Source organism: Halioglobus maricola (assembly GCF_009388985.1).
Classification (GTDB): Bacteria; Pseudomonadota; Gammaproteobacteria; order Pseudomonadales; family Halieaceae; genus Halioglobus; species Halioglobus maricola.
The window spans coordinates 560,238-580,776 of the sequence record NZ_CP036422.1 but is presented as its reverse complement, the minus strand read 5'-3'; the positions used below and the strand labels follow the sequence as shown (position 1 = coordinate 580,776).

Annotated in this window: 18 protein-coding genes; 1 reads left to right on the top strand and 17 read right to left on the bottom strand. The window is 47.8% G+C overall.

Annotated features, from left to right (window positions below; genetic code table 11):
* Positions 1-453 precede the first annotated feature (453 nt).
* The 16 genes from EY643_RS02525 to EY643_RS02450 all read right to left on the bottom strand — a co-directional run bounded on the left by EY643_RS02525 (position 454) and on the right by EY643_RS02450 (position 19,787).
* Positions 454-1,713 carry an O-antigen ligase family protein gene (locus tag EY643_RS02525; RefSeq protein WP_152660729.1) on the bottom strand — a complete coding sequence of 420 codons (1,260 nt, stop codon included), beginning with the start codon at positions 1,711-1,713 and terminating at the stop codon, positions 454-456.
* Positions 1,714-1,718: 5 nt separating this feature from the next.
* A complete protein-coding gene (locus tag EY643_RS02520) occupies positions 1,719-2,060 on the bottom strand; it encodes an acyltransferase (RefSeq protein WP_170287481.1) in 342 nt (113 codons plus the stop codon).
* A gap of 979 nt (positions 2,061-3,039) precedes the next feature.
* Complete coding sequence (locus EY643_RS02515; protein ID WP_152660727.1) at positions 3,040-4,230, bottom strand: Gfo/Idh/MocA family protein; 1,191 nt, start codon at positions 4,228-4,230, stop codon at positions 3,040-3,042.
* 232 nt (positions 4,231-4,462) lie between these two features.
* Positions 4,463-5,620, bottom strand: coding sequence for a glycosyltransferase family 4 protein (locus EY643_RS02510; protein WP_170287255.1), 1,158 nt, complete (start codon positions 5,618-5,620; stop codon positions 4,463-4,465).
* A complete protein-coding gene (locus EY643_RS02505) occupies positions 5,617-6,744 on the bottom strand; it encodes a glycosyltransferase family 4 protein (RefSeq protein ID WP_152660725.1) in 1,128 nt (375 codons plus the stop codon). The genes EY643_RS02510 and EY643_RS02505 overlap by 4 nt, the downstream gene beginning before the upstream one ends.
* A gap of 149 nt (positions 6,745-6,893) precedes the next feature.
* Positions 6,894-8,102, bottom strand: a complete 1,209-nt coding sequence (locus tag EY643_RS02500; RefSeq protein ID WP_152660724.1) for a glycosyltransferase family 4 protein — start codon at positions 8,100-8,102, stop codon at positions 6,894-6,896.
* 226 nt (positions 8,103-8,328) lie between these two features.
* Positions 8,329-8,889: an acyltransferase gene (locus EY643_RS02495; RefSeq protein ID WP_152660723.1), complete on the bottom strand. Its 561-nt coding sequence runs from the start codon at positions 8,887-8,889 to the stop codon at positions 8,329-8,331.
* The gene (locus EY643_RS02490; RefSeq protein WP_170287254.1) at positions 8,882-10,339 is read right to left on the bottom strand and encodes a lipopolysaccharide biosynthesis protein; all 1,458 of its coding nucleotides are present in this window, start codon (positions 10,337-10,339) and stop codon (positions 8,882-8,884) included. Before EY643_RS02490 ends, EY643_RS02495 begins: the two co-directional genes overlap by 8 nt.
* 918 nt (positions 10,340-11,257) lie before the next feature.
* Positions 11,258-12,088 carry a class I SAM-dependent methyltransferase gene (locus tag EY643_RS02485; protein ID WP_152660721.1) on the bottom strand — a complete coding sequence of 277 codons (831 nt, stop codon included), beginning with the start codon at positions 12,086-12,088 and terminating at the stop codon, positions 11,258-11,260.
* Positions 12,089-12,542: 454 nt separating this feature from the next.
* On the bottom strand, positions 12,543-14,744 hold the full coding sequence (locus EY643_RS02480; RefSeq protein ID WP_152660720.1) for a GumC family protein: 2,202 nt from the start codon (positions 14,742-14,744) through the stop codon (positions 12,543-12,545).
* Entirely contained in the window at positions 14,745-15,302 is a 558-nt protein-coding gene (locus EY643_RS02475; protein WP_205743128.1) for a polysaccharide biosynthesis/export family protein, read from the bottom strand.
* A 44-nt stretch (positions 15,303-15,346) separates the two neighbouring features.
* On the bottom strand, positions 15,347-15,703 hold the full coding sequence (locus EY643_RS02470) for a hypothetical protein (protein WP_152660719.1): 357 nt from the start codon (positions 15,701-15,703) through the stop codon (positions 15,347-15,349).
* A complete protein-coding gene (locus EY643_RS02465) occupies positions 15,703-16,932 on the bottom strand; it encodes an outer membrane beta-barrel protein (RefSeq protein ID WP_170287253.1) in 1,230 nt (409 codons plus the stop codon). Before EY643_RS02465 ends, EY643_RS02470 begins: the two co-directional genes overlap by 1 nt.
* Before the next feature lie 126 nt (positions 16,933-17,058).
* Positions 17,059-18,432 (bottom strand): O-antigen ligase family protein, encoded by a 1,374-nt coding sequence (locus EY643_RS02460; protein WP_152660717.1) that lies wholly within the window; start codon positions 18,430-18,432, stop codon positions 17,059-17,061.
* Positions 18,433-18,473: 41 nt separating this feature from the next.
* The gene (locus tag EY643_RS02455; protein WP_152660716.1) at positions 18,474-18,959 is read right to left on the bottom strand and encodes a hypothetical protein; all 486 of its coding nucleotides are present in this window, start codon (positions 18,957-18,959) and stop codon (positions 18,474-18,476) included.
* A gap of 96 nt (positions 18,960-19,055) precedes the next feature.
* Positions 19,056-19,787, bottom strand: coding sequence for a methyltransferase domain-containing protein (locus tag EY643_RS02450; RefSeq protein ID WP_152660715.1), 732 nt, complete (start codon positions 19,785-19,787; stop codon positions 19,056-19,058).
* Positions 19,788-19,800: 13 nt separating this feature from the next.
* On the opposite strand from EY643_RS02450, the gene EY643_RS02445 reads away from it, so the two are divergent.
* Positions 19,801-20,331 (top strand): SET domain-containing protein, encoded by a 531-nt coding sequence (locus EY643_RS02445; protein WP_152660714.1) that lies wholly within the window; start codon positions 19,801-19,803, stop codon positions 20,329-20,331.
* Here the strand turns inward: EY643_RS02445 and EY643_RS02440 are convergent.
* Positions 20,318-20,524: a hypothetical protein gene (locus tag EY643_RS02440; protein WP_152660713.1), complete on the bottom strand. Its 207-nt coding sequence runs from the start codon at positions 20,522-20,524 to the stop codon at positions 20,318-20,320. The genes EY643_RS02445 and EY643_RS02440 overlap by 14 nt on opposite strands.
* Positions 20,525-20,539 lie beyond the last annotated feature (15 nt).

The following is a 20,539-nucleotide window of genomic DNA, read 5'->3' as shown; positions in this document are numbered from 1 at the left end:
TGCTTAACGCTTGCTAACGCCGGCAACTCTAGAAGGTTGCTCGACTGAATTGCCGCCAGGGCTAATATTCAGCGAATGAAGGATAAACAGCATATGTAGACCTGAATACGTCTGCCGACCCTTCTTCGCATGGATCACCACATCAGAATAAGTCTTTGAAGAATACTACAACTTCTCGTGCTAACCATAGTTTCACCGTCTGTGAGCATTGCTGCGAAGCCATGATATATCGATCTCAACTTTCGCCCTCTATCTTTGAAATAGTGAGCAACTTGGCTTCTAGCAGCAATAGGCCCCGGTCACTATGAGATCAATAAATTGGAGAAAAGCACAAATGAGTATAATTAAAACTTCCGGACCTAGTTTCTCAACCAAACTTATCAAACATAAACGTCAAATTCTGAAACTGAAGGCCCATGAAAATGCACTGCAATATCTTTTTGGCTGGCATAATCAATATCTTTTCGTCGAAGTACCATAAGGTGTTTGAAACATACTACGACTAAAAGCAGAGTCATTGCGGTACATTAGGCCAACAAATCCCCAAGTTAAGATATTGTAAAAATAGTATTCTCCTGGTGTTAGACCAATAGCATCGACAAGATACATCGCGAGCAACATCAATACATAGGGCTTGAAATTCTTGTTTGAAGAAAGCACTACAGACACTACTCTAAATAGAAAAACAACATACAAACATAAACCGAACACTCCACTCAGCAGCAAGATACGAAAGTATTCGTTATGCGCTGGGCGAGAAATGCCATCACCAAAGATTTGGAAAAACGCGTGCTGATCATGAAGCCAGAAATCCCAATAGGCCTCCCATATAGTTCCTCTGCCCGCTAGAGCATATCTCGAGTCAAGAACACCTTCCCTAACCTGAATTTCTCTGCTGAATAGCTGAAGTATGTTTTGTTCTATACTATCGCCCAACAAAAAGGGTGCTATTACGGCAAAAGACAACAATAAGAGGGAAAATCTAATTCTATTTTTCGAGAATATGATTAGAATCATTGACCATGACACTAGAATAGCCACGGCTGCTTTACTGAAAATGTGATAGATTGAAAATATAGCGCCTAGCATCAAAATATAAATAAGCCACTTCTGATAGATGCGTCTTACTGCAAAAAATCGCAGGTACATTAAGCCTGCAAGCAACGTAAATTCGCCATAGAAGCGAACCGGGAATGCATCATGATAAACACCTACCATTCTAGCCAGCCCCGCCGTCGATCGCTCAGACCAAGAAAACCCTGTATATTTTTGATAGATACTAACTGCGATCGGGAAGATTCCCGCAACTAGAATAGCAATCAGGAATTTCCTGAACTTTTCTCTTGAATTGACAAGCATTGGAACCAGAAAGAAGCCTAATAAAATATTTAGGTTGAGCACAAGACTTTCCAAAACTGACATTGGCTCTGTAAAAAAGCTGAAAACAAGGGAAAAGGAGAGCAAAAAGAACAACAAAAAGCCCAATTTCCTCCACTCTTTGCTAACAGCATTAGTCCTATATGCGGAGACATACAGAATGACAAGAATTATTCCTTCAACACTTGTTAAAGAGAACGGCCCCACTCTAGTCTGCCATGTTGCGTCAACAATGGATTTTGTAGCAACAATCAACAAAAACGCATAGAAAGGACTAGAGTATCTGACAGCAAAGATAAGTAATAAGCAGAAAACACTAACTACAAAAAGAATCATAATAGTTAGTGCTTTTTGGGCAAAATACTATAAGGCTTAGGAAGCTCGCTTAGGATTCTTATTGGGTTGCCCGCTGCCACCACACCAGGTGGTATATCTCTATTGACAACAGACCCCGCACCAATAACAGCATGATCACCTATCGTTACATTTCGCATTACAACAGAGTTCACACCAATAAATACATTGCTGCCTACTTTCACATAACCAGTACCGTCATCAGCTTCATCAAGAACATGCGCCGCCCCGTCGTGAGACAGAACGTAACAACCGTGGGTAATTAGGCAATTATCGCCTATAGAGATGGCCCCCCGACGCAGATCAATTTTGGCGCCCAAACTAATCATAGTATTTTTTCCGATCTCAACGCCTGAGGCTCTCAAGAACTTCAACCGAATGCATCTCAAAAAGTTTCCGATATGGTGAATGCTCTGCCTTACAATGCTTCTCATTATCTCACGCTCGTTTCATTGGTAGTCTCAGTTAATCTTTTTCTATACTAAGCCAAAACTTGATCTCTAGAACCGAGTACTTCACTAGGACTTCGACCAATCCCCGCTTCAAAAGCAACTAAGTTTGACATCCGCAAATCTCGGAAGCTCATTCGCTCCACCTTCTTCCATTATGCTTGAATGACGCTTACGAAGGAAAAACGTTAACATTAGAGCCAGTTCTCTTCGCGCCTCTTATCCCACGGCACACTCCCAAACCTCACACCTACTGATGCCACCAGTATTCTTTCCCCTCGGGCCACATAGTATTTACCCCAAGAGTTTCAAGCAATTAGTCTGCTTTCCGCCAGTTGAACAGATGCATAATAATGTGTTTTTCGCCTCGATATATAGCGCCAGGGTTCTTTTTTATCTCTATCATGGTTACTTTTCTGAATGACAAGTTCGAGAGAATTGTCGCGCCAATCCAGAAAAACCCACTGATATCTGATTGTTAGCCTTCAGAACAGAAACTCGATCATATCTATAGGCTGATCAGTATAAGCCGTAGTGGCGCAGGAGAAATTGAAAATCAATTTCCTGACTTGGAGGCATTTTCTGGTGGTATACACATAATCAGTTCACCGCTATGAACTCTGACGCTAACTAGGAAAATCTCTACGGAGCAAAATAATCGCTAGCAAGCAGAAACCGCACCGCTTAATGCTATAAAAATTGGGTATTAAGCCTATCCTCGCTCTTAGCTTCTCTATGTAGAACTTTTTTTAGCATCCGCTGCTCAACCAAAGGTCCGGCGTAAGAAATTCGGTAGAAACCCATGATGACTCGACTACGTCACAAAAGGCCTGTGACTGGGGATTTGTGAAAGCAGACTTCACACGATCTTTTTGTGATGTAAACCCTTCAAAAGCATTTCCGTTGCAGCTACGGTTACTTTACTTGTACGCACCAAGTCATCCAACTTATAGTTAAAAATTTCGCTCTTTATGTTTTTGTTAAATTCTTCATACATAATCGAGTGCCCCTTGTTTCTGAATTGCATGCGCCGATTGAAATTTCTTCCATCAGTCTTTATATGCCTATATCCCAAATTGTCATCTACTAGAATCGTTTGACTATCAAACCTGATTTCAGCTAGTTCTTGCACGCCCCGTAAAGAATTGCCTTTGTCAGAGCAGGTAATATTCACAAGTGAGCCATCATCATAAGAAACAGATAAGGTGAAATCATCAAGACTAGTATTTGAGAAATTCATGACCAAGTCGATGGGCTCGGCGTCAATCCAATAATTAGCAAGATCGATCCAGTGAACCAAGTTTCCGGTCAATCTAGTACCTTGATTTGGCCAGTTGTACCAATGATTCTGCTTTATAAGCACCTCCTTAATCGAAAAAGTAATGAACAACTTTTTCCCGCTTACCACTTTCTTAATTTTTCTGTATATCGGAGCGTATCTTCTATTAAAGCCTACTTCTATCTTTGCACCAGCCCTATATATATATTCGAGCATTTCGAGGTCATCTAGGGTTACACACGGAGGTTTTTCAATGAAGATAATTGCGTTCGAGTTTTTCTCAAATACCCATTTTGCAAGACGAGCATGATCTGAGTGATAAGTCGCGATCACTACTACTGGGGATCTAGTCTGCCGCAGTAAATTTTCGGTCTCATCGGGAGTCTGAAAAAAGTACTTAAAGCCATGATTCTCCTTAAACTCTCTTGCTCGCATATACTTGTAGTCTACGCATGCCAACCTTTTTAAATCCTGAAGGCCCGGCAGTACATGAGTGAAAGCATAACCACCAAGACCATAGATTATAAGCCCAGAGTCCTGTTCTTCAAACTCAACAAATGACGTGTGTAAATCCAAATTAGACACAGAAACGGAATCTTCCTCTGCGGCGCTCGGAGTAAACTGATTGAATTTTTCCAAAATCTCTCTATCTGCATTCAGCTCGGCTAAGTTCGTAGAAAGATTAAAACACTCGTTCTCTGGGAAGAAAGTATTGCTGATCAAGAAGTGCTGGAGATTTGAATCAGACTGAATGGACAGATTGTAGTACAAGTCAAGACCCTTCCTCACCACTATAAGAGTCAAGTATTTTTCCAAATGCCTATTATACCATTTTAGAGACCGATACTTTTTTAGAGTTTCTACGGCACCTTCGCGAAGAAAAAAAAATATCATTTTTCGGATTTTGTTCGAAAACTCTGGAAGTATGGTGCTTTCGATTTCTAATTGTTTAACGGAAACAACCTCGTCGAAAGATCTCTCTATAGATCTGAATGAGACAAGACTATTCATGATCTAGAACTTTCTCGAAAATGGCCTTATACTCTATAGCTACTTTATCCATAGAATAGAATTTCTTAACACTTTCCATATTTCTTTCGCCGATTTCTTCTCGCAACTCTCGATCAGAAAGCAAACGTATAAGAGATCTCGTCAGCTGCTCTATATTCCCTGGGGAAACAAGAAGTCCACTATCCTCGTTAGTGATAATGTCTTGTAGAGCGCCTACAGGCGTTGTCACTATCGGCAGCCCAACCGCCATAGCTTCCAATACAGACATAGAAAAGCCTTCTGAGTAGGATGGCAACACAAATATACTACTACTTAAAAGTTGTTGAATTTTCTTTCTTTCATCAACAACTCCTAGATAGCAATAGTTATTCGGGTGTGATCGCACTATTTCACTTTCAATTTCCCTGGTATTTTCAAATAGGATAGGGGCTCCATTAACATAATTATTGAAAACATTTCTTTCTTTTTCGAGCTTAGTACCCGCAAATACAAATTTCACTTTTGGGAACTTCTCTATGACGGAAGGCATTGCCTTCAGGATATCTGTGTATCCCTTTGCCTGCGTAAGATGTCCCATAAAAAATACCACTTGGTTAGTGGATAGAGGTTCCGTTCGAGAATATTTTCTACAATCAATCATATTATGAACGTGACTGACCTTATGTGACGGAAGTAGGTGCTTGAACTGAGGCTCAAGCGATATTGATTGCGCCAAACCCAAATCACAAATCCTAGCAAACCTAGCAATAACAAATCTTTCGAGAAAATTCGCTCTTTCAAAGTTTGAGTTGAAATGACCTGCTCTCATATGCAGCACAACCTTTTTGCCGAAAAGCTTTGAAATCGCGATCAACCAGATGTCCTTAAAGAGCCAGCCTAATGATGTAGCGGTAACATAATGGTATACAATTTTCGGATTGTTCTGGATGAGCCTCAAAATTAATCCGAGAGTAAACTTGAAAAATATGAATACAGCACCTAAGTTGGCCTTACCTTTTTCTGTGTTAGATTTTCTAAAGTTAGTATTGAAAAAAACTATATCAAAGTAGTTCGTGATATCTGACTCAAGAAACATCTTAGCTGATGATTCTGGACCAGAATACGGAGGGGGATATGGAGCAACAAAAAGAATAGTTGGTCGAGCTGTCACTGAAAACATCTCTTAATCTGTTTTACCCAAGCGTCTACAGACAAAGTCTCACTCTTTTTAAACGCGTTCATGGAGAACGACCTAATTTTCTCTCGATCAGAAAGAAAATCTTTCAATACTCCAATATTGCTTTCGAAATCTCCTGCTAGTTGATAGCCCTCCACTCCGTTCTCTAAATACCCTATTTCTGGAGCATGCTTCACAACGTTCAAGGTGAAGTATGCTCGGCCATATGCAAAAGCATGATTGACAGAAAGACCAGATAACCCTGGAACAAAGACCATTGTTGCATTGGACATAAGTGGAGCTATTCTTTTTTCGTCTATAATAGAGCCATGTAATCTAATTTTGTCGCACTTCCTCGCAGCCTTTTCTAGAATATGGGACTCAGGTCCATCGCCAATAACATCCAATGTGAGCTCTGGAAAAGACTTTCTAAGTTCGTGATAGTAGATCAAGAGCAAATCTATTCGTTTTGAGGGAATAATTCGGCCTATAAAGACAATACCTCGCCTATTCTCCGGGGGGAAATGAAAAGAATAGCTCTGCGCCACTTCATTCGTGTCGATTGTATTGTTTGCCCAATAAGCTTTCACTCTCGAGATTTTTTTGTTGTTAACTGCCCATTCACAACTGTCTTGAGTATAAAAGACTGTGCGATCCAATAGTTTGAAATAGGTATTTGTTACAAGATTATCCAAAAAGGTAACACGTCCATTTCTAGAAATAGTCGTCGGATGGCAATACGAAAACAGTTTGGTTTTTGGGTGAAAAACCCTCAGAAAAACTGCATAAAAAAGTAAAGCAGTGTTTTTTTTCTCGGCAGGAATTAGTACCCAATCAAACTTCTTAAACATTGACCTTAATTTGCTTCGGACTACTGCACTATTGCCAAAATTACTCTTTGTAACATCAATCTTTTGGTAATCGTAGGCCCAATCCCTATCTAACTCGAGGTCCCCCATACCCTCTCTGCCTGCTCCTGATAGAACAGTGAGGCAGATCTCTTTCTCCCTAGCTAACTGATCTAGAAATCTTGACTTGTAGTGGTTAAAGCTAGGGGATAGCCATAGTATTTTCTTTCCTTTTCCACTCTCTGTATCGCATTTGTGGACAGCTTTCATTGCTTAGTGAAACCCATTTTTGAATAGAAAATTTGATTTCGAGAAAAAATTCACCGAATACAAAGAATTGAATCGAATAGTTTGCCAAGTATCCGAATCCAATAACTTCAGGGAAAACATGCTTCTAGTGGCATTTCGCACTCACTTTCTCATCTGAAAAGGGACCTAAACAGCCGAACAAAAATCCGATAGACAACCGGCGATAAGCTGAACAACCAGCCAAGCTTCATGCTCTTCATGTCACTTCTCTCAAGTTCTATTATAAGCTGAGGACTACAGTCCTCCTGAACAGCCGCGTCATCAAAGTATTCTCCCAGGTTCTTAGCATTCTCGGCCCAGTTCAAATATATCTCTGAGTGCTCTCTTACATCACGAGAAAAACTCTCCAATTTGTCCTTATTCGAAATATAGAACTCAATTTGCTTAATAAGAGAACCACCTTTCACTTCACAAATAGGCCAATAATAGTCGTCTTCTCGATAAAAGAATCGCTCGACATCTACTGTTCGACAACTCCCAGTCGAGACAAACTCATTCATAGGCGCATTTTCAGGAACAATAACAGGAAGTCCGCAAGCCATCGCTTCAGCAATCGACAAGCCTATACCCTCCAAACGAGTGGGATAAACATAAACATCACCTAGGTGGTACAAACCAGGCCCACCTACTGTTTTACTAATGATTTCTAGGCGTCCCAGATTTTTCATCTTTTGAATCTTTGATGACTTTTCCCGCAACTCTTTTTCCAGATCGCATTGCGCATGAATGATCAACTTGTACTCTGAATCTATTTCGTAGAAAGCATCTAGAAGCAGATCCGTCCCCTTTCTATATGGCGACCACCCTGCAGAATGGAAAAAGACGACTTGATCCTTCGCCTCACGCTCACATTCTGGAGGCTGGAACAGATCCACATTAGTTCCCCACGGAACATAGACAGCGCTGCTCAAATGCTCAAAGACACTGAAGTGCCTCTTGGTATTGCAGAATATCAAGTCATAAACGTCGAATAGTCCTATCGAATTTTTAGTGTAATAATCGATATAAGCTGCGCAAACAACCCCCATGCTTTTACTTAGCAGAATAGGTTTCCACCAGAATTGCTCATTGAATAGCACATGCGTGATACGGTTTTTTTCCAACCATATTTTGTATTGCTTTATGTTCAGGGCCGAACGGACAATAAGACTAGAATCCTCATCAACTTCCACACTAAATTCAGGATGAAACGACGAATCGTATCCTCCCCGAGCATAGATTAGAACCTCATGCCCCTCTTCGAAAAGTTGCTGCGCATACTGGAGGGAGACATAAGAGGCCCCCCTTTCATACCATGTTGTTACTATACCTATTTTCATGCGATTAAACTGATAGAAGAAGTGGACCTTCTACCTTCTGCGTTCCGGTAAAAAACGATCTATTTTTTCCATGGTCAACGAAACCTCTCAAAAACCAGAAGATAGCATGGAGCATCCATTGCTCGAATGTGCAAGAGAAAGCAGTCAATTGACTTGCCTAATCAGACCATGTGCCATTGAGTGAATCCAAAAACGCATTATTCGCCCCAGAATAATCCATGATGCATTATCTTTCTCCAATCTTCGTTGCAGGAATACCCGCATAGATACCTCCCTCATCCATCTGAACATTCTTAGTAATGACTGAGTTTGATGCAACAACGCATCCACTAGAAACGCGACTTCCCTTAAGCACCCTCACGCCAGCTCCAATCCAAACATCATTGCCGATAGATACCGCCTGGCCGCTCAATGGTTGTCGTACTATCTCTTCATTTGCAGAAAACTGATGATCACCATCACGAATACTTACATGCTCAGCCACGAGTGCCTTATCTCCAATATCCACTCTTTCAATCGCACTGATAATGATGTCTTGCGTCAAATTGACGTTATCATGCAAGATCAGCTCTCCACTGCTTGCAACGTCAAATGTTATCCGATAGCCAATATTGACATTGTCACCAATGTAGAAATTACTTCTAGGGAAGGTGCGGAATATAGGAAAGCCCTTGCATTTCAATCCTCGACCGACTTTACAGCCTAGCATTATGAATACTGCTTTTAGGATCATACCCTTTAGTCTGAATACTCGGTTTCTAAATATTGTAAATAGGGTGCTAATCACCACGGCTCTCCTTCTTTTTTCTTATCCAGGAGCTCATAAAGACTATTTGAGGAGATCTAATTAGAAGGTGCATAGTGAAATATAAAGCCATGTAAAGACAGGTAGTGATGAGTATATGGCCTACGTCTGAGTCCGCAATGTTCTTCACTGGAATTGTAATTACTAAGAGAAGACACAGTAAGTTTGTTAGATACCCAGTTCCAACAGCGCCGACTGCATCACTCAAACCTAACCCAATTTTTCTCTTGCAAATACTGCAGAGAATTAGGAAAACAATCATATTTTCAGGAATTAGTAGAGATACTAGATAGACGGGTGGCACCCCAGCGGCAAGCACGGCCACACCCAAAAGAAACGCTATTCTTAGAATGTATACAACAGTCGAAATACTCGGCTTGCCCAATACATTCAAAACATTAATCAATGCATTATTAACAGGGACTAGAATTCCAGCAACCGACAAGATCACCAAGTATTCCTTTGCTCCAATCCATTTCTCTGTCAACAGGATACGTATAATTTGCTCGGAATTGATCGCCACAAGCAGCAAGGTTGGTGTAACAATAAATACTAGCCATGAGAGAATGCTACCCGTGCTTTTCCTTAACTCGTCTGGCTTATCTTTACTCCTTGTTAAAACAGGGAAAAGGACTTTAACAATTACAGAATTGGCAGTGTTTTCTGGAAGCTGCTCAAATTGTTTAGCTCTTGAATAAAGGCCTAGAACTGCCGGCGAATGCATTTTCCCAAGAAAGAATACGTACAAATTGTCGTAAATCACAAACAATACATTATTCATAAAAAAGAAGAAGGTTGTGCCGAATGTACTCTTTATGAATCCTACTGAGTATATCAACGATGGTGACCATCTATTGTAGTACCAAAATAGTAGAGTTTGGATTACCTGAATTACAATACTCTGTACAACTAGCGACCAAACTCCAAATCCTTCAATTGCTAAGGCTATTCCTAGCCCGCCGCCTATTAAAGTCGATATCAAGATTATTTTCGCTTGGCCTCTGAAATCCAGCCTATTTGTAAGCTGTATTTTGTGCACTGCACTCAAAGAACTAATCACAAGAATTAGAGCCATACACTGGAGAACTCGTTCAAGGGCTGGGACTTCATAAAAGCTCGATATCCCAGAAGCAAGGTTATATACAACAATGTACAGGAAACAAGATGCGACAACTTTTGACCAGAACACAGTGGAATATTCCGCCTGCGAATTATTTTGCCTCTGAATCAAAGTCATCATCATGCCGCCATCAATAAGTATCTCCGATAACACGAGGACTACAGCAGCTAACGCGAGCACTCCATAATCTTCTGGCATCAACAACCTGGCTAGGACAACGCCCAGAAAAAAACGAATTAGTTGATTTCCAATCCGCTCCGTGAGATTCCATAGAACACCATGGAAAAACTCTCTCTTTGGGCTCTCATTCATAAGTACGGATATGATCCCCTGATATGCAACACGATCTAGCGTTTGTTTCGACCTTATTCTTGGCCACCATATACTTCTTTGGACACACGATTCCAGAGGAACCATGACATCCATTTTTGTATGCCATTTTGATCCAGCAGCTATACAGATATTGCATCTAGACCAACGCTGTGCTGACTAAGAAATTCAGCATTCTCTATCGAAAAGCACAGTTGAATTATTCCACATATAAGTTCTGCTTCTTTATGTATGACTTGTAATGGACCATCTGGAAACAGTCCTCCCCTGCCCTTCTAGTCGGCGCAATCGAGGCTAGTTCATGGCGAGTGTCGCAGCGCTGCTGTTGGGGGCAACCTGGCTGGAGTTCTATACGCTCATCCTCTCGATTCGTTCGTGATGCCAGCAATCCAAGATCAATCGTGATTGCCAGCACACGCAATTTCCGAAATCAAGCGCGCTATCGACGATACCCGATGGCCAGGACTCAGTGTATCGCCAGAAGGGTCGACTTACCGGCAGTGGTTCCCTGTTTAGAGCACAGACAAAGACTCTGAATTTCTTTGGTGTACTCAACTATTGTTGCTCAGCACATTCATCTAAAGCTCGCGGCAGGAGTGATCAAAGCGATTTTTGGATCCCAAATGTGACCGTCGCATCGAAATTTCCTGCATGCCTTGGACAACCCTTGTAGAGGGGGGTTCAAACAATAGGACTGATCAACTCAGTTAAGGGAATGTAACCTACGTAACAATAGCATTAGGGGCATTTCTGCGATCTACTTTTCTGCAAAAGGTCAGGAATATAGCACTCAGGAGCAGGATATATTGCTCATATTAGGCTACACGCACATGTTAGCTCCTAGCTGAAGAGCTTGAAAGATTCATTGTACAAAGGCGCCGCTTCCTATGTTTCATCAATTCACTTTTTTAGAACATACATTACCGCAGTTGGCGTGAACCTTTCAGTAAAGGATTTAGGATGATATCTATTGTTCCATAGAAAAAGATCACTAAGAATCCTATCGACCTCTACCCCAAAGTTAGACGTATATGGATGTCCCAGACCTAAGATTTGCCATAGTTTAACGACAGGCCTAAATACAATCACTTGCTCATTAACTGTGGTGAGATTCAACTTCAAAATAATATCTCGGAATATATTCAGTGGAATCCCGCGCTCATTTAGCGTGAGAGCTTTCCTGGGTTTTCTCCAATCGCCTTGACTACATATTGGCTCCCTTATCACCAAATGCCCTCCTGTTTTCAGACAGCGTGACATTTCTTCAAGAACTTTTGATACGTTTGGAATATGGTGTAATACACCGAAGCATGTGACTAAATCGAATGAGCCTGATTCAAATGGCAAATCACCTTCAACTTCAGGTTTTACATAATTCGCTGGTATGCCAAATATCGTTTTAGTCGGAAAGAGTCCAGAAGGTTCAATAATCGATAGTTCCTTGATCATTCCTGCAATTGGTTCAAACTCGTATCCATGCGCGCTACCAAACCCTAGGACATGATCAAGAACAGTGTCCTTAGGTAAATAGTTATAACAATGTTTAGTCTGCAATTTGTTGTAAAGATATTGTGATGAATCTAGGGGCTTACCCTTTTCGCGTATTTTGTCTGCATATCCTTCTTCTTCAGCTTCATACCATTCTTGTATTTTCTCTATAGAAAAATCATCACCATATAGCTCTTCGCCGGCCAAATACTTGTCAAAATCATGTTCAAAGCTAGCTTTCATAAACGTGTTCCTACGCTAAAGAATTCGGGAGAAGCAAGAAAATGCCAGTTTCCCACATTAAATCTCTGCTGGACTATCTTCATCCCTATTCTAATGGCTGATCAGCATTGTTTTCTATTCTCTGAAATCCTAGCCAGAAAGAAAAATCGAGCGCGAGAAGAGAAAGCTCTGACTAATCTAGAAAACCGAGCTCATCAACATCTGTATTTTTACTACAAGCCGATTTACTGCCGTATCGAAAGGAGCACAGATACTGTACAACCTAGAAATCTCACTGTTCCTGCTACAAGCAAAAACCCGTTTTTCTTTATTACCTATACCGGCGAGAAAGCAAGCGACTATAGCAGAGGCGTGATAATGCCTGGTAAGTTGTCGCCACCTATGCCGAGGAAGACGTGAATCACGGAGCATTTCTAAACCTTGACCCAAACTCACAAAGCTACTCCTTGCTTACCTAATAATACTCGCCGTACTGGTAGTAGCGGTCTTTACTAAAGTAGCGGCCCGCTCGTTTGGCTTCGAACTGGTTGAGCACCACGCCAGCCAGTGGTTCATTACTCCCTACCATGCTGGCCAGCCCTCGCTGGGCCTGGGCGGCAGCCGTAGCGTCAGCCTTTACCACGTAGATGGCAGAATCAGCGTAGCTGGTGAGCACCAGGGCATCACTCACCGCCTGCACGGGGGCGGAATCCAGAACAATCCGATCGAATCGGGTGCGCAGGGTCTGCAGCGCGTCGATGAACCGTTTCGAGCTGATCATTTCCAGCGGATTGGGGGGTATCACGCCAGCCGGCATAACGTGGATACCAATGTCTTCGAGGTACTCAATGCAATCATCAAGCTCTTCTGTGCCGGATACAAAGTGGCTCAGGCCCTTGTGGTTGGGCTCCAGCCCACACTTTGCCGCCAGGCTGGGGCGGCGCAGGTCGGCGCCGATTACCAAGACATGTTCCATCTGGCCGATGGCGGCCCCGAGGTTGAGTGAAATCGTCGACTTCCCCTCACCCGGCAAGGTGCTGGTAACCACGATCACTTGGGCGGGGCTGTCTACATTGGCCAGTAAGATGCTCGTACGCAGGCTGCGTATAGATTCTGCAAAATGGCTGTTCTGTTTTTGCCAGATGTGCTCGATATAACCACCTTCGGCGACATCGACTTTGGGCAGCGTACCTAGCAAAGGCACACGCAGCTTGTCGGCGACATCGTCCGGTGACTTTACGGTGTTATCGAGCAGGTCAAGCAAGATCGCGATACCACAGCCGAGCATACCGCCCAGGACCAGGGCGAGCATCACGCTCAGGCGCTTGTTGGGTTTGAACGGTGCAGACGGCGGCAGTGCCCTGTCCACCAGGCGGGCGTGGGGCTTTTCGAAGCCGCCGGTTTCGCTCATGTTTCTTATCCGGCTGAAGAAGATGTCGTAAAGCTGCCGGTTAGTCTCTACCACACGTTCCAGCTTCGTCAGCTCAAATTCCACGCGGTTGAAGTCTTGCATTTCCTCCTTGCGGGCCTCCCAGTTGGCCTGAAGTTGCTGTTCATTGCGCAAGGCCAGCTCGTACTCACGGCTGATTCCGGAAACAATTTTTCTGACCTCTCGGGCCAGGTCGTCATTTGCCGCGTCCAGGTCGCTCCGGGCGGCGATCATCTTCGGATGTTTAGCGCCGTAGCGCTTGCCAAGCTCCGCCACCTTGCGCTCAGCCTGGCTCTGGGTGCGCTTCAGCTCACGTATCAACTCGTGCTGCAGCACCGCAGGCACAGTCATCAGTTCATCCGTACTCGCATTGGGCAGGCCTTGCACATTGTCCTTGATGTTCTCAGCTTCAATGCGCACCCTACGCGCATCCTCCAAGCGCTGGGAAAGTGCCTGTAGCTCATTGCCGCCCAGGTTGGTGGTGCCCTGAACCTGTACCAGGCCTTCCCGCTCGCGGAAGTCATGCAAGGCTTGTTCGCTATCACTCAGGTTTTGCTGCAAGGCGTCAAGGCGCTCTGTGAGCCAGCCTGTGGCCTGCACGGTGCCTTCAAGGCGCACTTCCAGGTTAGCCTGAATAAATTCCTCGGCCATCGTGTTCACGATCTGGGCCGCGAGCTTTGGGTCGGAGGATTCAAAAGTGAGGTAAGCAATGTAGCTGTAATCCACCGGCTGAACACTGAGCCCGCCGGCCACATAGGCGGTGATTCCCTGGATCTTAAGCTCTTCCTTTTCCGCCTCGCTTAGCTGCACCGGAGCAGCCTGCTCCCTGGCTGGTAGCAAGGATGTGATGGCGGCCCTCACATTGAAGCTGGGCTCTTTCTCTTCTTTCGGGTTGAAGAACGGGTGGTCTTGCAGCTTCAGCCGGCGCACCACACGCTCGGCAATGTCCTGGCTTTTCAGCAACTCAAATTGGGTTTGAAAGTAGTCGTAGTTGCGATAATTGTAGCTGTTGTAGTTGTCTACATTAACCACCTGGGTCTCTTGAGCCTCCAATACAATGGAGGCGCTGGCGCGGTATGTGGGCTCAAGGGTTTGCACATATAGGCCCGTAAGCAGCGCACTGAGTAGCGCCAGGCCGATGATGCCCCATTTGTAGCGCAGCAGTGCGTGCAGGAGTTTGGCCAGGTCTATGAAGTCGTCGTCGGCTTGCTGCGCAGGCATAACGGGTTGTGGTTGCTGGCCGTTCATCTAGAAAAAAGTGTCCTGCACAGTGATGATGTCGCCGGGCTGGATCTTGTAATCCAGGCCCACCTCCTGCTCTTCGCGATTCGGGTCGGCCTCCTGAATAAGCAACACCTTCTTACGGTTGGCCCGCTCGGTAAAGCCGCCGGCCAGGGACACGGCTTTTCTCAGCGTGAGGCCGGGCTGGAAATCCACACCGCCGGGGTTCTTCACCTCACCATTGACGAAGAACAGGCGGTATTTGACCATGGAAACGGATACCCGTGGGTCTATCAGGTAGTCCGGCTGCAGGTTGCTCTCGATACGCTGCTCAAGTTCGGCGGTCGATTGCCCCGCTACCTTCAGCTCACCCAGAAAGGGATAAGAGATTCTGCCATTCTGGCCGATCAACACCGAGTCGAAGGTCAGGTCGGGCTCGCCGTAGACATGAATGGATATGGTGTCACCGGAGGAGAGTTTATAGGCGTCCTGCGCCAGCGCCATTGGCCCACCAGACAGCACAGACACGGCAAACATGAATAAGGTGGTGAGCGCGATTTTCATTTTTGCTGAAATGAGCAACATCGTGTTCAGGCTGGCCAAAAGACTATGGCAGTCATTTTCGCGCGTTAGCCCTTCGGGCGCAATTGCTTTGCTCGGTGGCTAAACCGGGTGGATTCTTCAGTCGCGGCTTTACTCACCTGTGGGTCGAAGCTCAGCCTGGCTTGGCCTGCAAGCGCCATGGCCGCCAGGGCCTGATAGGTTGCGCGGTGCGGGTGCGCTTCCGCCAACTCGATGGACGCCGCCACCGTTGCCCTGCGCGTGTCAGGCGTGGGGCGGTAACCCTCTCGGGTCCAGAAGCTCAGTTCAGTGCCAAGGGCGGTGTATTTAAAATCGGATGGGATTTTCGGAGCCGTGGCTGCAATGACACCTGCAGCTGCAAGCAGCAAGGCCACCGAGAAGAATCTGGGGGCCTTGCCAGGCATTACAAGCTGGCTTTCATCGTGACAAACAAGGACTGGCGGTTGTACGTGAAGTTATCGTCGTCTGATTCACGGTCTTCGAAGCGCCAACCTACACCCAGGTCCAGCCAGCGTTTAACGGGCTTTTGCAGGGTCCACTCGATATGCAGGCGCTGGTCTTCGCGTTCGATGCCGCTGTAATCGTCGTTGGCAAACAACACGCCCAGCTTACTCTGCCAGTTTCGGCGGAACAGTCGCAGCCAGTTGAAGGTGTATTCCTGTGTTTCGATATAGTCGCCGAAGCCATTGGTCTCGTGAGAGAGCTGCCGCGCGGTCAAGTCGAAAGAAGAGTAGGTTTTGGGGCGGTAGTTAAACTTGATGTCCCACGCAAAGCCATCGGCTTTGTCCCTGCGGGGGTCCTCAAACTCACGCTCGTAGCCACCAATTTTAACCTCGCCGCGGGTCTTGCCACTGGCTTCCCAGCTGACACCCATAAGCAGGCGGATCTCATCGCTATCCAGTGAAGCCCGTCTATCGCGCTCCTCCAGGTAAGTCACATCCAGGTAACTGGCATCAAACACCAGGGCGGTACGGGGGCGCACGTCCCAGTAGAACACGCCCTGGTACAGCACCTGCTCGTAGTCGAAGCCGTCGGTATATATCTCGTAATTGGTGTAGTCGGTTTCCTGCCACTCGGCGCCCAGTTCCAGCCGCCCTTTGCCCTCACCAGAACCATAGAAATACGTGCCGCCATAGCGGTCTTCATCGTATTCCACGGGGGTGTCGGTAAAGCGGCTCAGGCTGCCGCCCTCGGTGAGGCCGGTGCCGCGCTCTTCATGCGCCTTGTGATGCTGGCCGAACAACTCAACCCGGTTCTTCAGGTTGAAGCGGTGATCGATGTCGCCGCGAAACAAGTGACCGGTGAAATCGTCATCTTCGCCCTCGGGCGAGTCTGTGTAGTACCAATCCTGTAGCTCGTAGCGGAACGCGTATTGGCTGGGGCCGTTTTCGATTCTTGCGTCTATACGCGGAACCGTTTTGATCACCCAGGATTCCTGCTCGTCTTCAGCGTCGCGGTACACGTTGTCTACCCATGCGGCGTCTACCGACACCACAGGCTCTACTTTGACGGGGCCCAATTCGAAGTATTGCGCATCTACAGCATGCGCCGTTTGAACACAGGCCAACGCCAGAGCCAGCCCTGCGAGCTGCCCATTTGGTTGCTTCCACCGACCCTGGTGGTTATTTTTCACCCGAACGTCCCTGCCGGTGCTTGTACATGCAAGCATTCCGTTTATGTCTTCCACGCGTGTCAAAAGGTTGCTGTCTTAGGAAAGCACAGCTATGTCGTGGATATTAAAGTAATTTCTTGAGTTTACCTAGCGAATCTGATTGGCACTTTGACGCAGTTCACGGTTCTGGGAACCATTTACGGGCAATGCGCGAGCCACCCAGGCCAGGGCCAGCATCACGGCAAAAGTGACGCTGTTGGCAGGAATCTGCAAATTGAAGTCCACCGCCGAGTGCATCAGCACCCAGCAACTGGTCATCAGCACCGCGAAAGCCGCGCCCTGATACAGCCGGGAGTGGCGGCAGGCCAGCGCACGCCAGGCCTGCCAGGCACTGGCGAGGAAAATCGCGAGCAGCAGCAGGGCCGCCGGAAAACCGAGCTCAGCCGTGAATTCGATGTAGTCATTGTGAGCATGATCGAGGAAGCCTTTCACATTCTCGGGTTGGAAGTAGGGAAAGATGCCGTAGAAAGAACCACCGCCCGATCCGGTTGCCGCAAAGGTGCCCACATAATCCAAACCCGGGCCGAAGTATTCCACCCGAGCCTCGGTATCCGGTGCCGTCTGCTCCAGCCGTTCCACGACCTTATCGAGACCAAACCACTGCCCCAGGATCATCATGTCCACCGCCAACAGGCTCCCCAGGAAGGCGGGAATACGCCAGCTGAAACGCTTCTGGGTCAACAATAGCAGGCAGCCGGCCACCCCCAGGCTGGTAAAGAACGCAGCGTTGCCCATGCGCGAACGGCTCAGCACCAGCGCCACGACCATCACGGCGAGGTATACCCGCAGGCGCATTTTGGCACTGAGCATGAGTTCCAGATAGCCCCGGATGCGCTCTCTCCAGCTACTTGGCGAGCGCTGATTGAGCTGGCTCAGCAGCAGGCCGATGCCGGCTGCGAGACACATCACCAGGTAACCCGCGAAATGATTGCGGTTCACGAAAGTGCCCGTGGCGGCCCCCTTCCCCGCGTACTTCTCCACCAGAAAGCCGTATTCCATGCCGGTGAGCACCATCAGCGCGCCATAGGCGGCCTGGGCGGTTCCGGAAAGTACCAGAGCACCGAGTAGCAGGCGGAGGCGGCCCGGCGTGTTCACCAGCGCTATGGCCAAAAAGAAGGCGCCAGTCACCGTCAGCCCTTCGAGAAAATGGAGCATCGTGGCCTCCACATCCAGGCTGATGGGCGCGGCACCCTCGAGAATATGCCAGGCATCGGCCTGGGGGCTAAGAATGGCCAGCAGGCCCCGGGGCAGGTGCACCAGTTGCAAAGCCACCCAGAGCTGCACCAGGCAGAGGCCCAGCAGAGGCCAGCGAGCGATGTTCCAGACGTCTTGTTGAAGCCGGGCACGATGGGTGAGCGATGCGATCGCCCACGCAGCACACAGTATGGCGATGAGGCAGGTGAGCAGCATGGCGCCCCACACGCGGGCACTGGCAAAGGGGATGGGCGCCCATACGAGCACCGCAAGAAACGCTGCGAATATTACCCCTGTGCGGTCTGAAGTCAGCTTGAGGGGCTAACGGGTGGAAAGCCTGGACCAAAGCCCGGTCCCTGGGGTGGCCCCGCCTGGGTGGGTGATTCCCCGTAGTCGTTGAGCAGGGAGTGGTAGTGTTCGCAGTCATCGAAATCGAAGGTGCTCACGGCGTACTGCACGGTTTCGTCAGTGCCGCCCAGGGCTTCCTCCACGGCTTTACCGACGCTACCGGCGTCTTCCTCGTTGCGCCCGGCCAGGCACATGCCAAAAATGGTGGCACCACGGCGGTAAGCCGGGTCAGCCTGGCTCACGACCAGCGCGGTAGCGTCTGCCACGGGCCAGCCGTCTTCGACCAGGTCGCCTACCATTTCGAAACCGGGTTCGCTGTCTTCCTGCATTTGCTTCACCAGGGCGATAGCGTCAGCTTCGCTGATCGTATTTCCCTGGGCGCTCGCAGTGTGTGCGGCAGCCATCAGGGCGGCAGCGCCGATCAGGGCGGCAGCTTGCTTGTACATACTCTTCTCCAGAGAGGGTCTTAACCCAACTATATGACCCCCGATTTTACGTGGGTGCAGTGGGGGGCGTCCAGTTGGCTGTGGGTGACGTACTTCTCATTTTCGGGGCTCTTGTTGAGTGCGGAAAATGACCCAATCCAGGGCGTAGAGGTGACCCAAGTCACGCGTATCAGGGGCTGGCAGTGCTTCCCAGCCTGGCCATTGGGCAAGGTACTCACGCACCGGCGGCGCCAGGCTGCCCGGTACCACATCGTCCAGAAACATGATGACCATGGGTTGGGCACTGCTGAGCGCTGCCTCGCGAATGTTGCGCAATACCTGTTTCAGCAACTCGCCGGTGAATGGGGTGTACAGGAAAAAAATACAGGCCGCGTGGGGAATCGCATAGTCCCGGGCATCTTCGGTTAGCACCTGTAGCTGATGACACTGCTGATGCCTGATCCGCGCGTTTTCGATATTTCTGCGAGCAATGGCCGCAAGCCCGGGCTCGAACTCCACCCCCGTGATGGTGGAGAAAGGAAACTCACTGGCGGTCAGTAGCGCCCTGCCCTTGCCGCATCCAATATCGATAAATTGATATTCGCTACTGTCAATTGGCAGGGCGCTCAACGCCTGGCGCAAACTACTCTCGCCTATGGGCGCATACCAGATCGCGTGTTCCAGCGCTTCCTCCGGCACCTGAAAGTCGTTCAGGTAAAGATGTGCTGCGGTATCGGTACCATGGCGAAAGTCATAGTAGCGGTTCACCAGAGCAACGCGGCCATGCGCGATCATTTCGCGCAAAGTACCACCGACGCGGCTAATATTAGCGAAACGCTTTTTAGTCATACCCGGAGGATACTTGCTTCACCCTTCACTGGCACCCTCTCAGAGCCCTATCCACGGTACAGGCCTGTTCGCGCGCGAGCCCATTGAAGCGGGTGAAGTGGTCTGGCGAGGGCCGCACCAGGGGCTGATGTCGCTCGCACAGCTTATGGCAAACATGGATGATGACGGGCTGCACAGCCAGGTCGACATCGATCTGTTTTGCCCCTGCTCACCGCTGGAATGGTGCATGAACCATAGCTGCGCGCCGAACACTGTTATGTCAGATCGTGCTTTGTGGTCGACCCGCCCTATCGTTACGGGCGAAGAGATTTGTTACGACTATGGGGTTACCGAAGTGAGCCTACTCTGGTGGTTTGAATGCGATTGCGGGGCCGAGCATTGCCGGCGTATTGTTTCTAATCAGGATTTTTTGCTGCCATTGCTGAGGCGGACTTCCACCAGCTACGCCAGCGAATTGGCGCTAAAAGCCAGCTCAGGGGAAAAGCTGCGCTACCGGATTCGGCGGTGGCAACGGATGATGCGGCTGAGCCTCAGGGAAAAGTAGAATCGAAGCCACTGACGCTGGCGGTTTCGCCGGCATGAGCCCCTTCACTCGCATTGCCCCCATCAGCAATAGACCCATTACCCGCCAGAGTTGTGGCAGCGATGGGGCCGAACTCGTTAATTTTCGGAGTGCGATAGGGGAGACGCTGCCTGTTGAGCGCTAGTTTTTCTGCCTTGTCTGCGTGCTGGTCCATTGACTTCTCCGCGCT